Annotated in this window: 12 protein-coding genes and 1 other annotated feature; of the genes, 7 read left to right on the top strand and 5 right to left on the bottom strand. The window is 59.1% G+C overall.

From position 1 onward, the window contains the following. Nucleotides 1-2: 2 nt before the first annotated feature. The gene (rnm, locus tag SPE70_RS10415) at nt 3-866 is read right to left on the bottom strand and encodes an RNase RNM (RefSeq protein WP_012542055.1); all 864 of its coding nucleotides are present in this window, start codon (nt 864-866) and stop codon (nt 3-5) included. A 159-nt stretch (nt 867-1,025) separates the two neighbouring features. Then, nucleotides 1,026-1,121 (top strand) — a sequence feature (Trp leader region). Between the two features lie 34 nt (nt 1,122-1,155). Here rnm and SPE70_RS10410 point away from each other — a divergent pair. The 5 genes from SPE70_RS10410 to trpA are packed head-to-tail and all read left to right on the top strand — an operon-like array spanning nt 1,156 to nt 7,687. Next, the gene (locus SPE70_RS10410) at nt 1,156-2,718 is read left to right on the top strand and encodes an anthranilate synthase component 1 (RefSeq protein WP_064170170.1); all 1,563 of its coding nucleotides are present in this window, start codon (nt 1,156-1,158) and stop codon (nt 2,716-2,718) included. Then, nucleotides 2,718-4,313, top strand: a complete 1,596-nt coding sequence (gene trpD / locus SPE70_RS10405; protein ID WP_004148109.1) for a bifunctional anthranilate synthase glutamate amidotransferase component TrpG/anthranilate phosphoribosyltransferase TrpD — start codon at nt 2,718-2,720, stop codon at nt 4,311-4,313. The genes SPE70_RS10410 and trpD overlap by 1 nt, the downstream gene beginning before the upstream one ends. Nucleotides 4,314-4,316: 3 nt before the next feature. Beyond that, the gene (gene trpCF, locus SPE70_RS10400; protein ID WP_064170171.1) at nt 4,317-5,675 is read left to right on the top strand and encodes a bifunctional indole-3-glycerol-phosphate synthase TrpC/phosphoribosylanthranilate isomerase TrpF; all 1,359 of its coding nucleotides are present in this window, start codon (nt 4,317-4,319) and stop codon (nt 5,673-5,675) included. Between the two features lie 9 nt (nt 5,676-5,684). Beyond that, on the top strand, nt 5,685-6,878 hold the full coding sequence (trpB, locus tag SPE70_RS10395) for a tryptophan synthase subunit beta (RefSeq protein ID WP_012968449.1): 1,194 nt from the start codon (nt 5,685-5,687) through the stop codon (nt 6,876-6,878). Next, nucleotides 6,878-7,687 (top strand): tryptophan synthase subunit alpha, encoded by an 810-nt coding sequence (gene trpA, locus SPE70_RS10390; RefSeq protein ID WP_038422372.1) that lies wholly within the window; start codon nt 6,878-6,880, stop codon nt 7,685-7,687. The genes trpB and trpA overlap by 1 nt, the downstream gene beginning before the upstream one ends. Before the next feature lie 218 nt (nt 7,688-7,905). Here trpA and SPE70_RS10385 read toward each other — a convergent pair whose 3' ends face one another. Genes SPE70_RS10385 through SPE70_RS10375 form a run of 3 tightly spaced genes read right to left on the bottom strand, consistent with a single transcriptional unit; the run spans nt 7,906 to nt 11,581 of the window. Then, entirely contained in the window at nt 7,906-9,165 is a 1,260-nt protein-coding gene (locus tag SPE70_RS10385; RefSeq protein ID WP_022065857.1) for a glycerate kinase type-2 family protein, read from the bottom strand. 2 nt (nt 9,166-9,167) lie between these two features. Continuing rightward, complete coding sequence (locus tag SPE70_RS10380; protein ID WP_064170172.1) at nt 9,168-10,256, bottom strand: tartrate dehydrogenase; 1,089 nt, start codon at nt 10,254-10,256, stop codon at nt 9,168-9,170. Nucleotides 10,257-10,270: 14 nt separating this feature from the next. Then, nucleotides 10,271-11,581, bottom strand: coding sequence for an MFS transporter (locus SPE70_RS10375; protein WP_032701181.1), 1,311 nt, complete (start codon nt 11,579-11,581; stop codon nt 10,271-10,273). A 128-nt stretch (nt 11,582-11,709) separates the two neighbouring features. Between SPE70_RS10375 and SPE70_RS10370 the strand changes: the two genes are divergently transcribed. Beyond that, nucleotides 11,710-12,618 (top strand): LysR family transcriptional regulator, encoded by a 909-nt coding sequence (locus tag SPE70_RS10370; protein ID WP_012542062.1) that lies wholly within the window; start codon nt 11,710-11,712, stop codon nt 12,616-12,618. A gap of 43 nt (nt 12,619-12,661) precedes the next feature. On the opposite strand, the gene SPE70_RS10365 is transcribed toward SPE70_RS10370, so the two are convergent. Beyond that, nucleotides 12,662-13,120 (bottom strand): MarR family winged helix-turn-helix transcriptional regulator, encoded by a 459-nt coding sequence (locus SPE70_RS10365; RefSeq protein ID WP_021441594.1) that lies wholly within the window; start codon nt 13,118-13,120, stop codon nt 12,662-12,664. A gap of 74 nt (nt 13,121-13,194) precedes the next feature. On the opposite strand from SPE70_RS10365, the gene SPE70_RS10360 reads away from it, so the two are divergent. After that, nucleotides 13,195-14,142 (top strand): quinone oxidoreductase family protein, encoded by a 948-nt coding sequence (locus SPE70_RS10360; RefSeq protein ID WP_064170173.1) that lies wholly within the window; start codon nt 13,195-13,197, stop codon nt 14,140-14,142. Nucleotides 14,143-14,533 lie beyond the last annotated feature (391 nt).

The following is a 14,533-nucleotide window of genomic DNA, read 5'->3' as shown; positions in this document are numbered from 1 at the left end:
TTTTATTTGGCGGCCGCTTCCCAGCTGTGCCAGACGCCTTCCACGCCGGCAGGAAGCCAGAGCTTACGGCCAAGCTCGATCCACGCACAGGGCTGATGAAAATCGGAGCCCTGTGACGCCAGCAGACCAAACTGCACGGCCAGGGTGGCCAGCTGGGCGCGTTCATGGGGCGCCTGCTGACACTGGGCCACTTCCATGGCATCACCGCCCTGCTCGCTAAAGTGGGCCAACAGCCGCTTCAACCACTTGGCGGAGAGATCGTAGCGCCCGGGATGGGCTATCACCGCCTTGCCGCCAGAATGATGAATGACATCAATCGCTTGTTTTATTGTACACCACTGCGGCGGCACGTAACCGGTTTTCCCGCGGGCAAGGTATTTTTTGAAGACCTCCGCCATGTTTTTCGCATGGCCGGCCTCCACCAGAAAACGGGCAAAATGGCCGCGGGTGACGGCGCCACCGTCCGCCAGCCGCAGCGCCCCTTCCCAGGCGCCAGGGATCCGCGCCTTCTCCAGACGCTCGGCAATCATCTGGCCCCGCAGCTGGCGTCGCGCTTTCTGCTCCTCCAGCAGCGCGGTCATCGTCGGGTGCGCAATATCAATATTCAGACCCACGATATGTATTTCGTGATTCTCCCAGAGCGTCGAAATCTCGACGCCGTTTACCAGCGTTAAGGGTAATCCGGCACGGGCGATCTCTTCCCGGGCGGCCGGGATCGCCGCCACGCTGTCATGGTCGGTGATCGCCAGGGTGCCTACGCGCATCTCATGGGCGCGATGGACCAGTTCCTGCGGAGTCAGCCGCCCGTCGGAGGCGGTGGTATGGCTGTGCAGATCGTAAATCACTGCGTATTGGCTGTCGCTCAAAAGGACTCCTGCTGGACATCAACGTAAATAAGCGCATTATCATACCGACAGGCAGAGAAAATCTGCAAACAAGGGTTGACTTTATTCCATTGAACTAGTTAACTAGTACGCAAGTTCACATGAAGGGGTATCACGATGAAAATGCACTTTATCACTCTGCACAGCTGGTGGCGCACCTCCTGATAACGGGCGGCGTGATCGCGTTTTGCATTCAGCATACAGATACCCGGCCCGCCAATGAGCGGGCTTTTTATTGGACAAAAAATAATACGAACAGGCGAGAACAATAATGCAAACATCCAAACCGGCACTCGAGCTTCTCACCAGCGACGCCATCTACCGGGAGAACCCGACGGCGTTATTCCACCAACTGTGTGGCGCCCGTCCGGCCACGCTGCTGCTGGAATCCGCTGATATCGACAGCAAAGATGACTTAAAAAGCCTGCTGCTGGTCGACAGCGCGCTGCGCATCACCGCTCTTGGTGACACTGTCACTATTCAGGCACTTTCCGCTAACGGCGCCGCGCTGCTGGAACTGCTGGACGGCGCGCTGCCCTCCGGGATCGCCAATCAGCGCCAGCCCAACGGCCGCATCCTGACCTTCCCCGCGGTCAGCACCCTGCTCGATGAAGACGCCCGCCTCTGCTCACTGTCGGTGTTTGACGCCTTCCGTCTCCTGCAGGAGCTGGTGACCGTCCCGGCCAACGAGCGTGAAGCGATGTTCTTCGGCGGCCTGTTCGCCTATGACCTGGTCGCCGGCTTTGAAGATCTTCCACCGCTGCAGAGCGACACCGCCTGCCCGGACTACTGCTTCTATCTGGCTGAAACTCTGCTGGTCATCGACCATCAGACCAAGCATACCCGCATTCAGGCCAGCCTGTTCACCCCGCTGGAGAGTGAAAAACAGCGCCTGGAGCAGCGCCTGAGCCAGCTGCGTCAGCAACTGAACGAGCCGCCGGCGCCGCTGCCGGTTACCACTGTGGCCGAAATGCAGTGCGACGTTGACCAGAGCGATGAAGAGTACAGTGCGGTGGTGCGCAAAATGCAGCGCGCGATCCGCGCCGGGGAAATCTTCCAGGTGGTTCCTTCCCGTCGCTTCTCGCTGCCCTGCCCGTCGCCGCTGGCCGCTTATGATGTGCTGAAGAAGAGCAACCCCAGCCCGTACATGTTCTTTATGCAGGACAACGATTTCACCCTGTTCGGCGCCTCGCCGGAGAGTTCGCTGAAATATGACGCCGTCAGCCGTCAGATTGAGATCTACCCTATCGCCGGCACCCGGCCACGCGGCCGCCGCGCCGACGGTTCGCTGGATCGCGATCTTGACAGCCGCATCGAACTGGAAATGCGCACCGACCATAAAGAGCTTTCCGAACACCTGATGCTGGTGGATCTGGCGCGTAATGACCTGGCCCGCATCTGTACCCCGGGCAGCCGCTATGTCGCCGATTTAACGAAGGTTGACCGTTACTCCTTCGTGATGCATCTGGTCTCCCGCGTGGTCGGCGAACTGCGTCAGGACCTCGATGTGCTGCACGCCTACCGCGCCTGCATGAACATGGGCACCCTCAGCGGCGCACCGAAGGTCCGCGCCATGCAGCTGATTGCCGCCGCCGAAGGTAAACGCCGCGGCAGCTACGGCGGCGCGGTGGGCTATTTCACCGCCCACGGCGACCTCGACACCTGCATCGTCATCCGTTCCGCCTACGTGCAGGAGGGTATCGCTACCGTCCAGGCCGGAGCCGGCATTGTGCTCGACTCGGTTCCCCAGTCGGAAGCGGATGAGACCCGAAATAAAGCCCGCGCGGTGCTGCGCGCCATTGCCCAGGCCCATCACGCGAAGGAGATTTTCTGATGGCTGACATTCTGCTGCTCGATAATATCGATTCTTTCACCTATAACCTGGCAGACCAGCTGCGGGCCAATGGTCATAACGTGGTGATTTACCGTAACTCCGTCCCGGCGCAGGCGCTGATTGAGCGTCTGGGCACCATGGACAACCCGGTGCTGATGCTCTCCCCGGGCCCGGGTACGCCGAGCGAAGCTGGCTGCATGCCGGAACTGCTGACCCGTATGCGTGGCAAGCTGCCGATCATCGGCATCTGCCTCGGTCATCAGGCTATTGTCGAAGCCTACGGCGGCTATGTCGGCCAGGCGGGCGAGATCCTCCATGGCAAAGCATCCAGCATTGAGCACGACGGCCAGGCCATGTTTGCCGGTCTGGCTAACCCACTGCCGGTGGCGCGTTACCACTCGCTGGTTGGCAGCAATATTCCCGCCGGGCTGACGATTAACGCCAATTTCAACGGTATGGTGATGGCGGTGCGTCACGATGCGGACCGGGTGTGCGGCTTCCAGTTCCATCCGGAATCGATCCTTACCACTCAGGGCGCACGGCTGCTGGAGCAGACCCTGGCCTGGGCGCTGCAGAAGCTGGAGCACACTAACACCCTCCAGCCGATCCTTGAGAAGCTCTATCAGGCGGAAACCCTGAGCCAGCAGGAGAGCCACCAGCTGTTCTCCGCCGTCGTGCGCGGTGAAGTGAAGCCTGAGCAACTGGCCGCCGCGCTGGTCAGTATGAAAGTGCGCGGCGAGCAGCCGCAGGAAATTGCCGGCGCCGCCACCGCGCTGCTGGAAAACGCCGCGCCGTTCCCGCGCCCGGACTACCTGTTTGCCGACATCGTCGGCACCGGTGGCGACGGCAGCAACAGCATCAATATCTCCACCGCCAGCGCCTTTGTCGCTGCGGCCTGTGGATTGAAAGTGGCGAAACACGGTAACCGCAGCGTCTCCAGTAAATCAGGCTCTTCTGACCTGCTGGCGGCCTTCGGCATCAATCTCGATATGAACGCCGATAAATCCCGCGCGGCGCTCGATGAGCTGGGGGTTTGTTTCCTGTTCGCGCCGAAATACCACACCGGTTTCCGCCACGCGATGCCGGTCCGTCAGCAGCTGAAGACCCGCACCCTGTTTAACGTGCTGGGGCCGCTGATCAACCCGGCGCATCCGCCGCTGGCGCTGATTGGCGTCTACAGCCCGGAACTGGTGTTGCCGATCGCCGAGACCCTGCGCGTGCTGGGCTATCAGCGCGCGGCGGTGGTGCACAGCGGCGGGATGGATGAAGTCTCGCTGCATGCGCCCACGGTGGTGGCCGAACTGCATAACGGGGAAATCAAAAGCTATCAGCTGACCGCTGACGACTTCGGCCTGACGCCTTACCATCAGGCGCAGCTGGCGGGCGGCACGCCCGAAGAAAATCGTGACATTCTGACGCGCTTGCTACAAGGTAAAGGTGAAGCCGCTCACGAAGCCGCCGTCGCCGCCAACGTCGCCATGTTGATGCGTTTACACGGGCATGAAGATCTGAAAGCTAACGCTCAGCAGGTACTGGATGTGCTGCACAGCGGCGCGGCCTATGACAGAGTGACCGCCTTAGCGGCAAGAGGGTAAAGAATGCAGACCGTTTTAGCAAAAATCGTTGCCGACAAAGCGATTTGGGTAGAAGCCCGCAAACAACAACAACCATTAGCCAGTTTTCAGAATGAGGTCGTTCCAACGCAGCGCAATTTCTATGACGCGCTGGCCGGCACCCGCACCGCGTTTATTCTCGAGTGCAAAAAGGCCTCGCCGTCGAAGGGGTTGATTCGCGAAGATTTCGATCCGGCGGCGATCGCCAGCATCTACAAACACTACGCCTCGGCGATCTCAGTGCTGTGTGATGAGAAATATTTCCAGGGCAGTTTCGATTTTCTGCCGATCGTCAGCAAGGTCGCGCCGCAGCCGATCCTGTGTAAGGACTTCACCATCGACCCTTACCAGATCTACCTGGCGCGCTACTATCAGGCCGATGCCTGCCTGCTGATGCTCTCGGTGCTCGACGATGAGCAGTACCGCCAGCTCTCCGCGGTGGCGCACAGCCTGAATATGGGTGTGCTGACCGAAGTCAGCAATGAAGAGGAGCTGGAGCGCGCCATCGCCCTGAAGGCGAAGGTGGTGGGCATTAACAACCGCGACCTGCGCGATATGTCGATTGACCTTAACCGCACCCGTCAGCTGGCGGCGCGTCTCGGCCCGGATGTCACGGTGATCAGCGAATCCGGCATCCATACCTATGCTGAAGTGCGCGAGCTGAGCCACTTCGCCAACGGCTTCCTGATCGGCTCCGCCCTGATGGAGCAGGCGGATCTGGAAGCGGCGGTTAAACGCGTGCTGCTCGGCGAGAATAAAGTGTGCGGCCTGACGCGCCCGCAGGATGCCCAGGTGGCCTGGGAGTCCGGCGCCATCTACGGTGGCCTGATTTTCGTCCCGACTTCGCCGCGGGCGGTGAATGACGCCCAGGCCAAAGCGGTGATCGCCGCAGCGCCGCTGCAGTACGTCGGCGTGTTTCGCAATGCGCCGCTGGACGAGGTGGTCGCCCGCGCGCAGGCTCTGGGGCTGGCCGCCGTGCAGCTGCACGGTGATGAGGACCAGGCCTATATCGACGCGCTGCGCGACGCCCTCGCGGACAACGTCCGTATCTGGAAAGCGCTGAGCGTTGGTGAAACCCTCCCGGCCCGTACGCTCTGCCATGTCGACAAGTACCTGTTCGACAACGGCCAGGGCGGCAGCGGCCAGCGCTTTGACTGGAGCCTGCTGCAGGGCCAGGATCTGCGCAACGTCATGCTGGCGGGTGGCCTGGGTGCCGATAACTGTGTGGAAGCGGCCAAAAGCGGCTGTGCCGGACTCGATTTCAATTCAGGCGTAGAGTCGCAACCCGGGATGAAAGACGCCAGCAAACTGGCCTCCGTATTCCAGACGCTGCGCGCATATTAAGGAGCAATAATGAGCACTTTACTGAACCCCTACTTCGGCGAATTCGGCGGCATGTATGTGCCGCAGATCCTGATGCCCGCCCTGCGCCAGCTGGAAGAAGCCTTTGTCAGCGCGCAGAAGGACCCGGCCTTTCAGGCGGAATTCACTGACCTGCTGAAAAACTACGCCGGACGTCCGACGGCCCTGACCAAATGCCGGAATCTGACCGAAGGTACTCGCACCACCCTGTACCTGAAACGCGAAGATCTGCTGCACGGCGGCGCGCACAAAACCAACCAGGTGCTGGGCCAGGCCCTGCTGGCCAAACGGATGGGTAAAACCGAAATTATCGCCGAGACCGGCGCCGGTCAGCACGGGGTCGCCTCAGCGCTGGCCAGCGCCCTGCTCGGCCTGAAATGCCGTATCTACATGGGGGCCAAGGACGTCGAGCGCCAGTCGCCGAACGTCTTCCGTATGCGCCTGATGGGTGCCGAGGTGATCCCGGTGCACAGCGGCTCCGCCACGCTGAAAGATGCCTGTAATGAGGCGCTGCGCGACTGGTCTGGTAGCTACGAGAAGGCGCACTATATGCTGGGCACCGCCGCCGGTCCGCATCCGTTCCCGACCATTGTACGTGAATTCCAGCGCATGATTGGCGAAGAGACCAAAGCGCAGATCCTCGAAAAAGAGGGACGTCTGCCGGACGCGGTGATCGCCTGCGTTGGCGGTGGGTCAAACGCCATCGGCATGTTTGCCGACTTTATTGATGAAACCAACGTCGGCCTGATCGGCGTGGAACCGGCCGGGCACGGTATCGAAAGCGGCGAGCACGGCGCGCCGCTGAAGCATGGCCGCGTGGGGATCTACTTCGGTATGAAGTCGCCGATGATGCAGACCGCCGACGGCCAGATCGAAGAGTCTTACTCCATTTCCGCCGGGCTGGACTTCCCGTCCGTTGGGCCGCAGCACGCGTTTCTGAACAGCACCGGTCGCGCTGACTATGTGTCGATCACCGACAACGAAGCGCTGGACGCGTTTAAAGCGCTCTCCCGCCACGAAGGGATTATCCCGGCGCTGGAGTCCTCTCACGCTCTGGCCCACGCGCTGAAGATGATGCGCGAGAACCCGGAAAAAGAGCAGCTGCTGGTGGTTAACCTCTCCGGTCGCGGCGACAAAGACATTTTCACCGTACATGACATCCTGAAAGCGCGAGGGGAAATCTGATGGAACGCTATGAGACGCTGTTTGCCCAACTGAAAAATCACCAGGAAGGCGCCTTCGTTCCCTTTGTCACCCTTGGCGATCCGGGACCGGAGCAGTCGCTCAAAATTATCGATGCGCTGATCGAAGGTGGCGCCGATGCCCTTGAGCTGGGGATCCCTTTCTCCGACCCGCTGGCGGACGGCCCGACCATTCAGGGCGCGGCCCTGCGCGCCTTCGCCGCGGGAGTGACCCCGGCGCAGTGCTTTGAGATGCTGGCGGCGATCCGCCAGAAGCATCCGACCATCCCAATCGGCCTGCTGATGTACGCCAACCTCGTCTTCAGCCCGGGCATCGATGCGTTCTATGCCCAGTGCGCCCGCGTCGGCGTCGACTCGGTGCTGGTGGCCGACGTGCCGGTGGAAGAGTCCGCCCCGTTCCGCCAGGCGGCGATGCGCCATAACATCGCGCCGATTTTCATCTGCCCGCCCAATGCGGATGACGATTTACTGCGCCAGATTGCTTCTTATGGCCGCGGCTACACCTATCTGCTGTCGCGCGCCGGAGTGACGGGTGCGGAAAATCGCGCCGCACTGCCGCTGCACCACCTGGTGGAGAAGCTGGCGGAATATCACGCCGCGCCGCCGCTGCAGGGCTTTGGTATCTCCGCGCCGGAGCAGGTGAGCGCCGCCATTGACGCCGGAGCCGCCGGGGCTATCTCCGGTTCCGCCATCGTCAAAATCATCGAACGCCACCTCGATGAGCCGCAGACCATGCTCGACGAACTGAAAGCCTTCGTCCAGAGCCTGAAGGCGGCGACCAAAACCGCCTGACCATCAGCCGCCTGGTATCGCGCCAGGCGGCGATTTCCTCGCGTTACCTTCCCCTCCATGTCATCTTGCACGCCAACACATCAGACGGAACGATGATCGACACCTTGGCGCCAGGCGATGCGCTTTAACGTGGAAATGGATGGCGGGCGGATGCCGAAGATTTGAACTATGTTGAAAGGGAAAAATATCGCTCTCCCTGGCACAGGAGAGCGATACAGTCAGGCAATCAATATTGCCCGAATATCATTGACGTTGGTTAACGTCGGGCCGGTGATCAGCAAATCATTAAGCGCGTGAAAATAGCAGTAACTATCATGGCCATCCAGATATTGCACTGCATTAAGACCGCTCAGCTTGCCGCGCGCAAGCGTATCCGGGAAGACGATCGCACCTGCGGCATCTTCTGTACCATCAATACCATCGCTATCTCCCGCCATGGCCCAGATACCGTGTTCCCCCTGGAGCGCACAGGCCAGACTGAGTAAAAACTCGGTATTGCGGCCCCCTTTTCCAGGCGGAGTGTTGTTTACTGTCACCGTGGTTTCGCCACCTGACAACAGTACAGCAGGCCCTGAAATCGGGTGACCATACTGCTTCGCCGATTTCGCCATACCGGCCATGACCACCGCCACTTCCCTGCTTTCACCTTCTATCGCATCCCCCAAAATAAGGGGGGTGAGCCCATGTTGTCGTGCGGCCAGCCCCGCCGCCGCTAACGCCATCGCCGGCGTGGCGATAAGCCTGACCTCGCCTGTCGCGGCGTTTTCCACCGGGCCGGCCGGCTGGTTTAGCCGTTCGCTAACGGGCTTCGGGATCGCAATGCCATACCGCTGCAGTACCCGGAGCGCATCACGTGGTGCGCTGTTATCGGCAACGGTGGGGCCAGACGCTACGTCCGTCGGATCATCGCCAGGCACATCGCTAATAATCAGTGATACGATGCGCGCTGGTTGCGCCATGGTCGCCAGCTTTCCGCCTTTCACCGCTGAGAGATGACGACGTACCAGATTCATCTCTTTGATGCTGGCCCCGCTATGGAGCAGGGCCCGGGTGATGGTCTGCTTATCTGCCAGCGTTAACCCCGGGGCGGGCAGCGCCATCAGCGCCGATCCTCCCCCTGAAATCAATGCCAGCACCAGATCATCGGCAGTTAAACCGCGCAGCGTCTCCACAATCAGCATTGCGGCAACCTCGCTCATGGCATCTGATACGGGATGAGCCGCCTCAATAATGCGGATGCGGCCCGCAGGAACCGCGTAACCGTAACGCGTCACCACCACGCCCGACACCGCCACATCCGGCCAGGCTGCATCTACGGCAGCCGCCATTGCCGCGGACGCTTTACCCGCACCGATCACCACACAACGGCCGCGAGGTTTTTCCGGCAGGTTAGCCAGGGTCACCGGCCCGGCGCGGGCACTGTTGACCGCATGTTGGAAGATATCCTGCAGGATCTCTGCAGCCTGTTCGTTATTCATGGTTATGCGGTCTCGGCAATGTCAGCTTTAGCGTCAATGTAGTGCACCACGGCGCGTGTCACCTCAGCGGTATTGGCTGAGCCACCGACATCGGGCGTCAGAATGCCTTTTTCACACACATACTCAATGCTTTCCATAATCAGCGCAGCGGCATGGCGTTCGCCCAGATGTTCAAGCATCTGTACCGCGGTCCAGAAAGTGGCAATGGGGTTCGCAATCCCTTTGCCGGTGATATCGAATGCGGAACCATGGATCGGTTCGAACATGGAAGGGAAGCGGCGTTCAGGATCAATATTCGCGGTCGGCGCTACGCCCAGGCTACCCGCCAGCGCGCCAGCCAGATCGGAAAGGATATCGGCGTGCAGATTGGTGGCAACGATGGTATCCAGGGTCTGGGGATGCAACGTCATACGGTGCGTCATGGCATCGACCAACATTTTGTCCCACTGCACATCCGGGAATTCCTGCGCCACTTCAGCGGCAATCTCATCCCACATCACCATACCATGGCGCTGGGCGTTGGATTTGGTCACCACGGTCAGCAGCTTACGTGGACGGGACTGCGCCAGTCTGAAGGCATAGCGCATAATGCGTGTCACCCCAACACGGGTAAAGATTGCCACTTCGGTACCGACTTCTTCAGGTAAACCACGGTGCGTACGGCCGCCGTTACCAGAATATTCACCTTCGGAGTTTTCGCGCACGATGACCCAGTCAAGATCGCCAGGCCCGCGGTTGCGCAGCGGTGAGGTGACGCCCGGCAGAATTTTGGTGGGTCGCACATTGGCGTACTGGTCAAAGCCCTGGCAAATAGGCAGCCGCAGGCCCCAGAGTGTGATGTGGTCAGGGACATCCGGTGCCCCCACCGCGCCGAAGTAAATGGCATCGAATGCTTTCAGCATGTTCAGCCCTTCTTCCGGCATCATCACGCCATGTTTTTTGTAATAGTCTGACCCCCAGTCAAAGGTCTCTATATCAAATTTCAGTTGCGGATCGTGGCGCGCCAGCGCGTGCAAGACTTCAATACCTGCCGAAATGACTTCCGGTCCGATACCGTCCGCAGGGATGGCAGCAATTTTGTAGTGACGCATCGTTACTTCTCCAGTTAATGAGTATGAGGATGTGGAAGCTCTGCCGTCGGCGATTTGTTCGCTCTGGCAGAAAGAATCACGACCACGAGGGCCGAGAGCGCCAGCAATCCGGCGACAAAATACAGGCCCCAGCTGTAGCTACCGGTTTGCTCGCGGATCACGCCAATCATCATCGGGCCGACGAAACCGCCGAGGTTGCCGATGGAGTTGATAGCGGCAATGCCAGCGGCCGCAGCCGGGCCGCTGAGGAACAGGGTTGGCATGCTCCACAGAGGGGGTTTTGATGCGCTAATCCCCACAGTGACCAGCGTTAAGGCAAGCATCACGGTAAACAATGTGCTGACGTTACCGGCGTATATCAGTCCGGCCGCCGCCAGCAGGCAGGCGCCAATGACGTGCCAGCTGCGCTCTTTGGTTCGATCGGAATGACGCGCCCAGAGGATCATGGCGATGACGCCGATCACCGCCGGAAAAGCGTTCAGGAAACCAATCTCCAGCGAGGAAGCACCGAAACTGCGAATAATTTGCGGGGACCAGATGCCAAGCGTATACAGCCCGGCGGAGGTACCGAAATAGACCAGCGCCAGCGCCAGGACGCGTATATCCGCCAGTCCCCGCCATGCGCTGGAATGGCTCTGTTTTGCCGCCCGCGCCAGCTCCTCGGCATGCATGGTGTTTTCCAGCCAGGCACGCTCTTGATCAGTTAGCCATTTGGCCTTGGCCGGACGATCCGTCAGGAAGAACAGAACCACAACACCGAGCACCAGCGCCGGCAAAGCTTCCAGTACAAACATCCACTGCCAGCCGGCGTAGCCAAGGAAGCCATGCATCTCCAGCAGTGCGGCCGAAACCGGCGATCCCAGTGCTGTCGACAGGGGAGCTGCGGCCATAAAGATGGCAGTGACCTGCGCACGCCTGGCGGCAGGAAACCAGTAGCTGAGATAGAGAATGATACCCGGGAAGAAACCGGCTTCCGCCACGCCGAGCAGAAAACGCAGAATGTAGAAGCTCGTCGTGCCCTGCACAAAAGCCATGCAGCCAGAGACGAATCCCCAGGTGATCATGACGCGGGCGATCCAGATGCGGGCGCCCACTTTATGAAGAATTAAGTTTGACGGTACCTCAAACAGAAAATAACCCAGGAAGAAAATGCCAGCGCCCAGACCAAAAACGGTGGGTGAAAATCCCAGATCCTGATTCATGGTCAGGGCGGCAAAGCCAATGTTGACGCGGTCAAGGAAGGCAATGAAGTACAGCAGCATGATGAAAGGAATAATGCGCAGGGTAACCTTACGCATCACCTTCTTTTCGAGGTCGTTTTTCATGACGGGATGCTCCATAGTGATGTAGGGTTGTTATCGTTTTGTAATAATCCCAGTATGAAGTTTTGAACCGCTTTATCATCGGCACGGCTTTATATAAATAATTTGTATAATCAGGTTTTGGTGAAAAAATGGATATAAATCAGCTACGTTGCTTTGTGGTATTAGGTGATGAGCTTCACTTTGGCCGGGCTGCCCGTAAACTCGAAATGATGCCTGCGTCACTGAGTCGCTTTATTAAGCTACTGGAAGATGATTTGGGGATCAGGCTACTGAATCGATCGACCCGCAACGTGTCGCTAACACCTGAAGGCGCCGCCTTTTTAAATGAGGCCAAAACGGTCATTGCTGATTTCGATGCGCTACGGCAGCGATTCCGGAAAAATAGCCTGTTGCAGAAAAGAACGTTGCGGATCGGGGCTATCGACAGCGCAGCCAAAGGATTACTTCCTGAATTGCTTAATCTTTTCGTCAGGCGTTTTCCTGAAGCAGATATTCATCTTACAGAAGATAAATCTCACAAACTTATCCCCCGACTCATTTCAGGGTGGCTGGATGTGGTTTTTGTGCGCCCGCCGGAACACATTGATGCCATGCTGACAACGCGATTTATCGCCAATGAAACTTGCGTGCTCGCCGTGCCCACTAACCACCGGCTGGTCAGTTATGATGAAGTCAGTATCGATGACTTTCGGCACGAGCCTGTTATCTTGCCGGAAAGACGCACCCGGCGTCACAGCCATGACCTGACAATGAATATTTTCAAGGAAGGTGGCAGCATGCCTGTTATCGCGCAGTATGCTGAAGAGAAGCAGACTATCCTGAGTTTTGTTGCCGCAGGACTCGGCATTGCTCTGGTGCCTGCGTCCTATAAAGACATGAATGCGGACGGCGTGAAATACCTTGCGCTCACGCCCAAAAAACATATCGAAGGCCTTCCCCTCAGCGCGATGTGGCATCAGGGAAATAACAATATCTATGTACGATCCCTGCTGGAGATACTTTCCGACAACATCGACGAGCTGACCCGTGATTTGTGACGAACAAGATGATTGTTGCGCCAGGGCGGCAGCACGCGAGAATTTAGCCAGGTTGCTGCAAACTGTCGGCGTATTTGCGCGTTAAGCGAAACAGCGCTTGCACCTCCTCTTCCGGCCACTGCGCCAGCACCTGATTCATTAACCGCCGCCGCGCTACCGCAATACTGTCGATCATCTGTTGTCCGCTGGCGCTAAGCGTCACTTCACTGATCCGTCGGTCATGACGGTTAGGTTGCTTACAGGCGAGTCCCTGGGCTTCCAGTTTTTTCACCTGGCGGCTGACGGTGGTGTAATCGCGCCCTAAATGATCCGCCAGCTCAACAACTCCCACCGGGCCATGGCGTCCTACCGCCACCAGCAGCGGAAACAGCATCTGTTCCAGCTGGACGCCGGCCGCCTGGAGGATCTGCTCGTCGCGCAGCGGCTGGTTCATCACGCTGATGATATCCAGTAGCGCGCCGTGAAAGTCGGTAATGTCGTAGTCATTATGTGCATCTTGCATATATTAATTTTCCGCGTATAGTGCTGCAAAACAATATGTGTATTTTACACATAATTCCCGACAGGAGATAATTTATGAAAGCAGCCGTGGTTTTTGACCTCGCAGAAGGCCCGGTTTGGGCCGATTTTATCGACCCGCAGCCCGCGCCCGGCCAGACGATCATTGACGTCCGCGCCGCCGCGCTGAGCCATGTGGTTAAGGCCCGCGCATCCGGACGCCATTACAGCTTCGACGGCAATCTGCCCTTTGTGCCCGGTATCGATGGCGTCGGCACCACACCTCAGGGCCAGCGCGTCTATTTCGCCTTCCCCACCGCCCCCTTCGGCAGTATGGCGCAGCAGGCGCCGGTTGCCCTGCAGAGTTGCCTGCCGGTGCCGGATGCGCTCGATGATGTTAGCGCCGCGGCGATGGCCAATCCCGGCATGTCCGCGTGGGCGTCTCTGGTGACTCGCGCCCAGATCCAGGCCGGTGAAACGGTGCTGATTAACGGCGCCACCGGCAGCGCCGGTCAGCTGGCGGTGCAGATTGCCCGCTATCTGGGGGCGAAAAAAATCATTGCAACCGGACGGAATGCGCAGACGCTGGCGGCGCTGGACGCCGATGAGTGTATTCAGTTAACCGCTGATGATAAAACCTTGAGCGGGCAATTTTCAGCGACCAGCGCCGCGCAGATTGACGTGGTCATCGATTACCTGTGGGGACACAGCGCGGAAGTGTTATTGCCGGCCCTGGCGAAATATACCCCAGCCGGCAGACCGGTGCGCTATGTGCAGGTGGGGTCCCTGGCTGGCGCCGATATCGCGTTAAATGGCGCAGTTCTGCGTTCCGCACCGCTCGTGCTGATGGGCAGCGGTATCGGTAGCCTGTCGATGCCGCAGCTGCTGGCGGCGACGGGTGAAATGCTGCAGGCGGCGGTGCCGGGTAAATTCACCATCGCCACCACCCCGCGGCCGCTGCAGGAGATCGCGGCGGCCTGGCCGCAGGACGACAGCCAGAAGCGCACGGTTTTCACCCTCGGATAAAAAATCGCTTCCGCACAAAAGATGGGGTTGATATCTTAAATGAGAAATATTATCTTTCTCATTACTGAATAGTTGAGTAAATAACTCAGGTATTCAGTACGACATTGCTCACATTGCTTCCAGTATTTTTGCCCGCACTTGTGCGGGCTTTTTTTTACTCGCGACACACCTCACGCACCAGTTGCCGCAGCCAGCAGTGGCCCGCCGCCTGCTCCAGACGACATACGGCGCGGCATTGTTCTCCGTCACGCGGCGGGAGAACGCTCGCTGGTCGTCCCCCCAATAACGCGGTCGCGGAACAGTGCCTGCAGAGGGATCGGTGGGCCGCTATTTTTCATTACACCAATTTCCAGAACGGCGTTCTCCTCGCGCAGAAGGAGGGCATCTTTTA

The sequence above is a fragment of the Klebsiella sp. ZJOU C1 genome, from assembly GCF_035620215.1.
Lineage (GTDB): Bacteria > Pseudomonadota > Gammaproteobacteria > Enterobacterales > Enterobacteriaceae > Klebsiella > Klebsiella variicola.
This window is presented reverse-complemented; position numbering and strand designations above follow the sequence as displayed.

What these genes read in the sequence shown, in the direction of transcription:
- trpD (WP_004148109.1), top strand. Translation starts at nt 2,718, where the DNA reads ATGGCTGACATTCTGCTGCTCGATAATATCGATTCTTTCACCTATAAC.
- SPE70_RS10385 (WP_022065857.1), bottom strand. Translation starts at nt 9,165, where the DNA reads ATGAATAACGAACAGGCTGCAGAGATCCTGCAGGATATCTTCCAACAT.
- SPE70_RS10365 (WP_021441594.1), bottom strand. Translation starts at nt 13,120, where the DNA reads ATGCAAGATGCACATAATGACTACGACATTACCGACTTTCACGGCGCG.
- SPE70_RS10380 (WP_064170172.1), bottom strand. Translation starts at nt 10,256, where the DNA reads ATGCGTCACTACAAAATTGCTGCCATCCCTGCGGACGGTATCGGACCG.
- SPE70_RS10375 (WP_032701181.1), bottom strand. Translation starts at nt 11,581, where the DNA reads ATGAAAAACGACCTCGAAAAGAAGGTGATGCGTAAGGTTACCCTGCGC.
- SPE70_RS10370 (WP_012542062.1), top strand. Translation starts at nt 11,710, where the DNA reads ATGGATATAAATCAGCTACGTTGCTTTGTGGTATTAGGTGATGAGCTT.
- trpA (WP_038422372.1), top strand. Translation starts at nt 6,878, where the DNA reads ATGGAACGCTATGAGACGCTGTTTGCCCAACTGAAAAATCACCAGGAA.
- trpCF (WP_064170171.1), top strand. Translation starts at nt 4,317, where the DNA reads ATGCAGACCGTTTTAGCAAAAATCGTTGCCGACAAAGCGATTTGGGTA.
- SPE70_RS10360 (WP_064170173.1), top strand. Translation starts at nt 13,195, where the DNA reads ATGAAAGCAGCCGTGGTTTTTGACCTCGCAGAAGGCCCGGTTTGGGCC.
- SPE70_RS10410 (WP_064170170.1), top strand. Translation starts at nt 1,156, where the DNA reads ATGCAAACATCCAAACCGGCACTCGAGCTTCTCACCAGCGACGCCATC.
- trpB (WP_012968449.1), top strand. Translation starts at nt 5,685, where the DNA reads ATGAGCACTTTACTGAACCCCTACTTCGGCGAATTCGGCGGCATGTAT.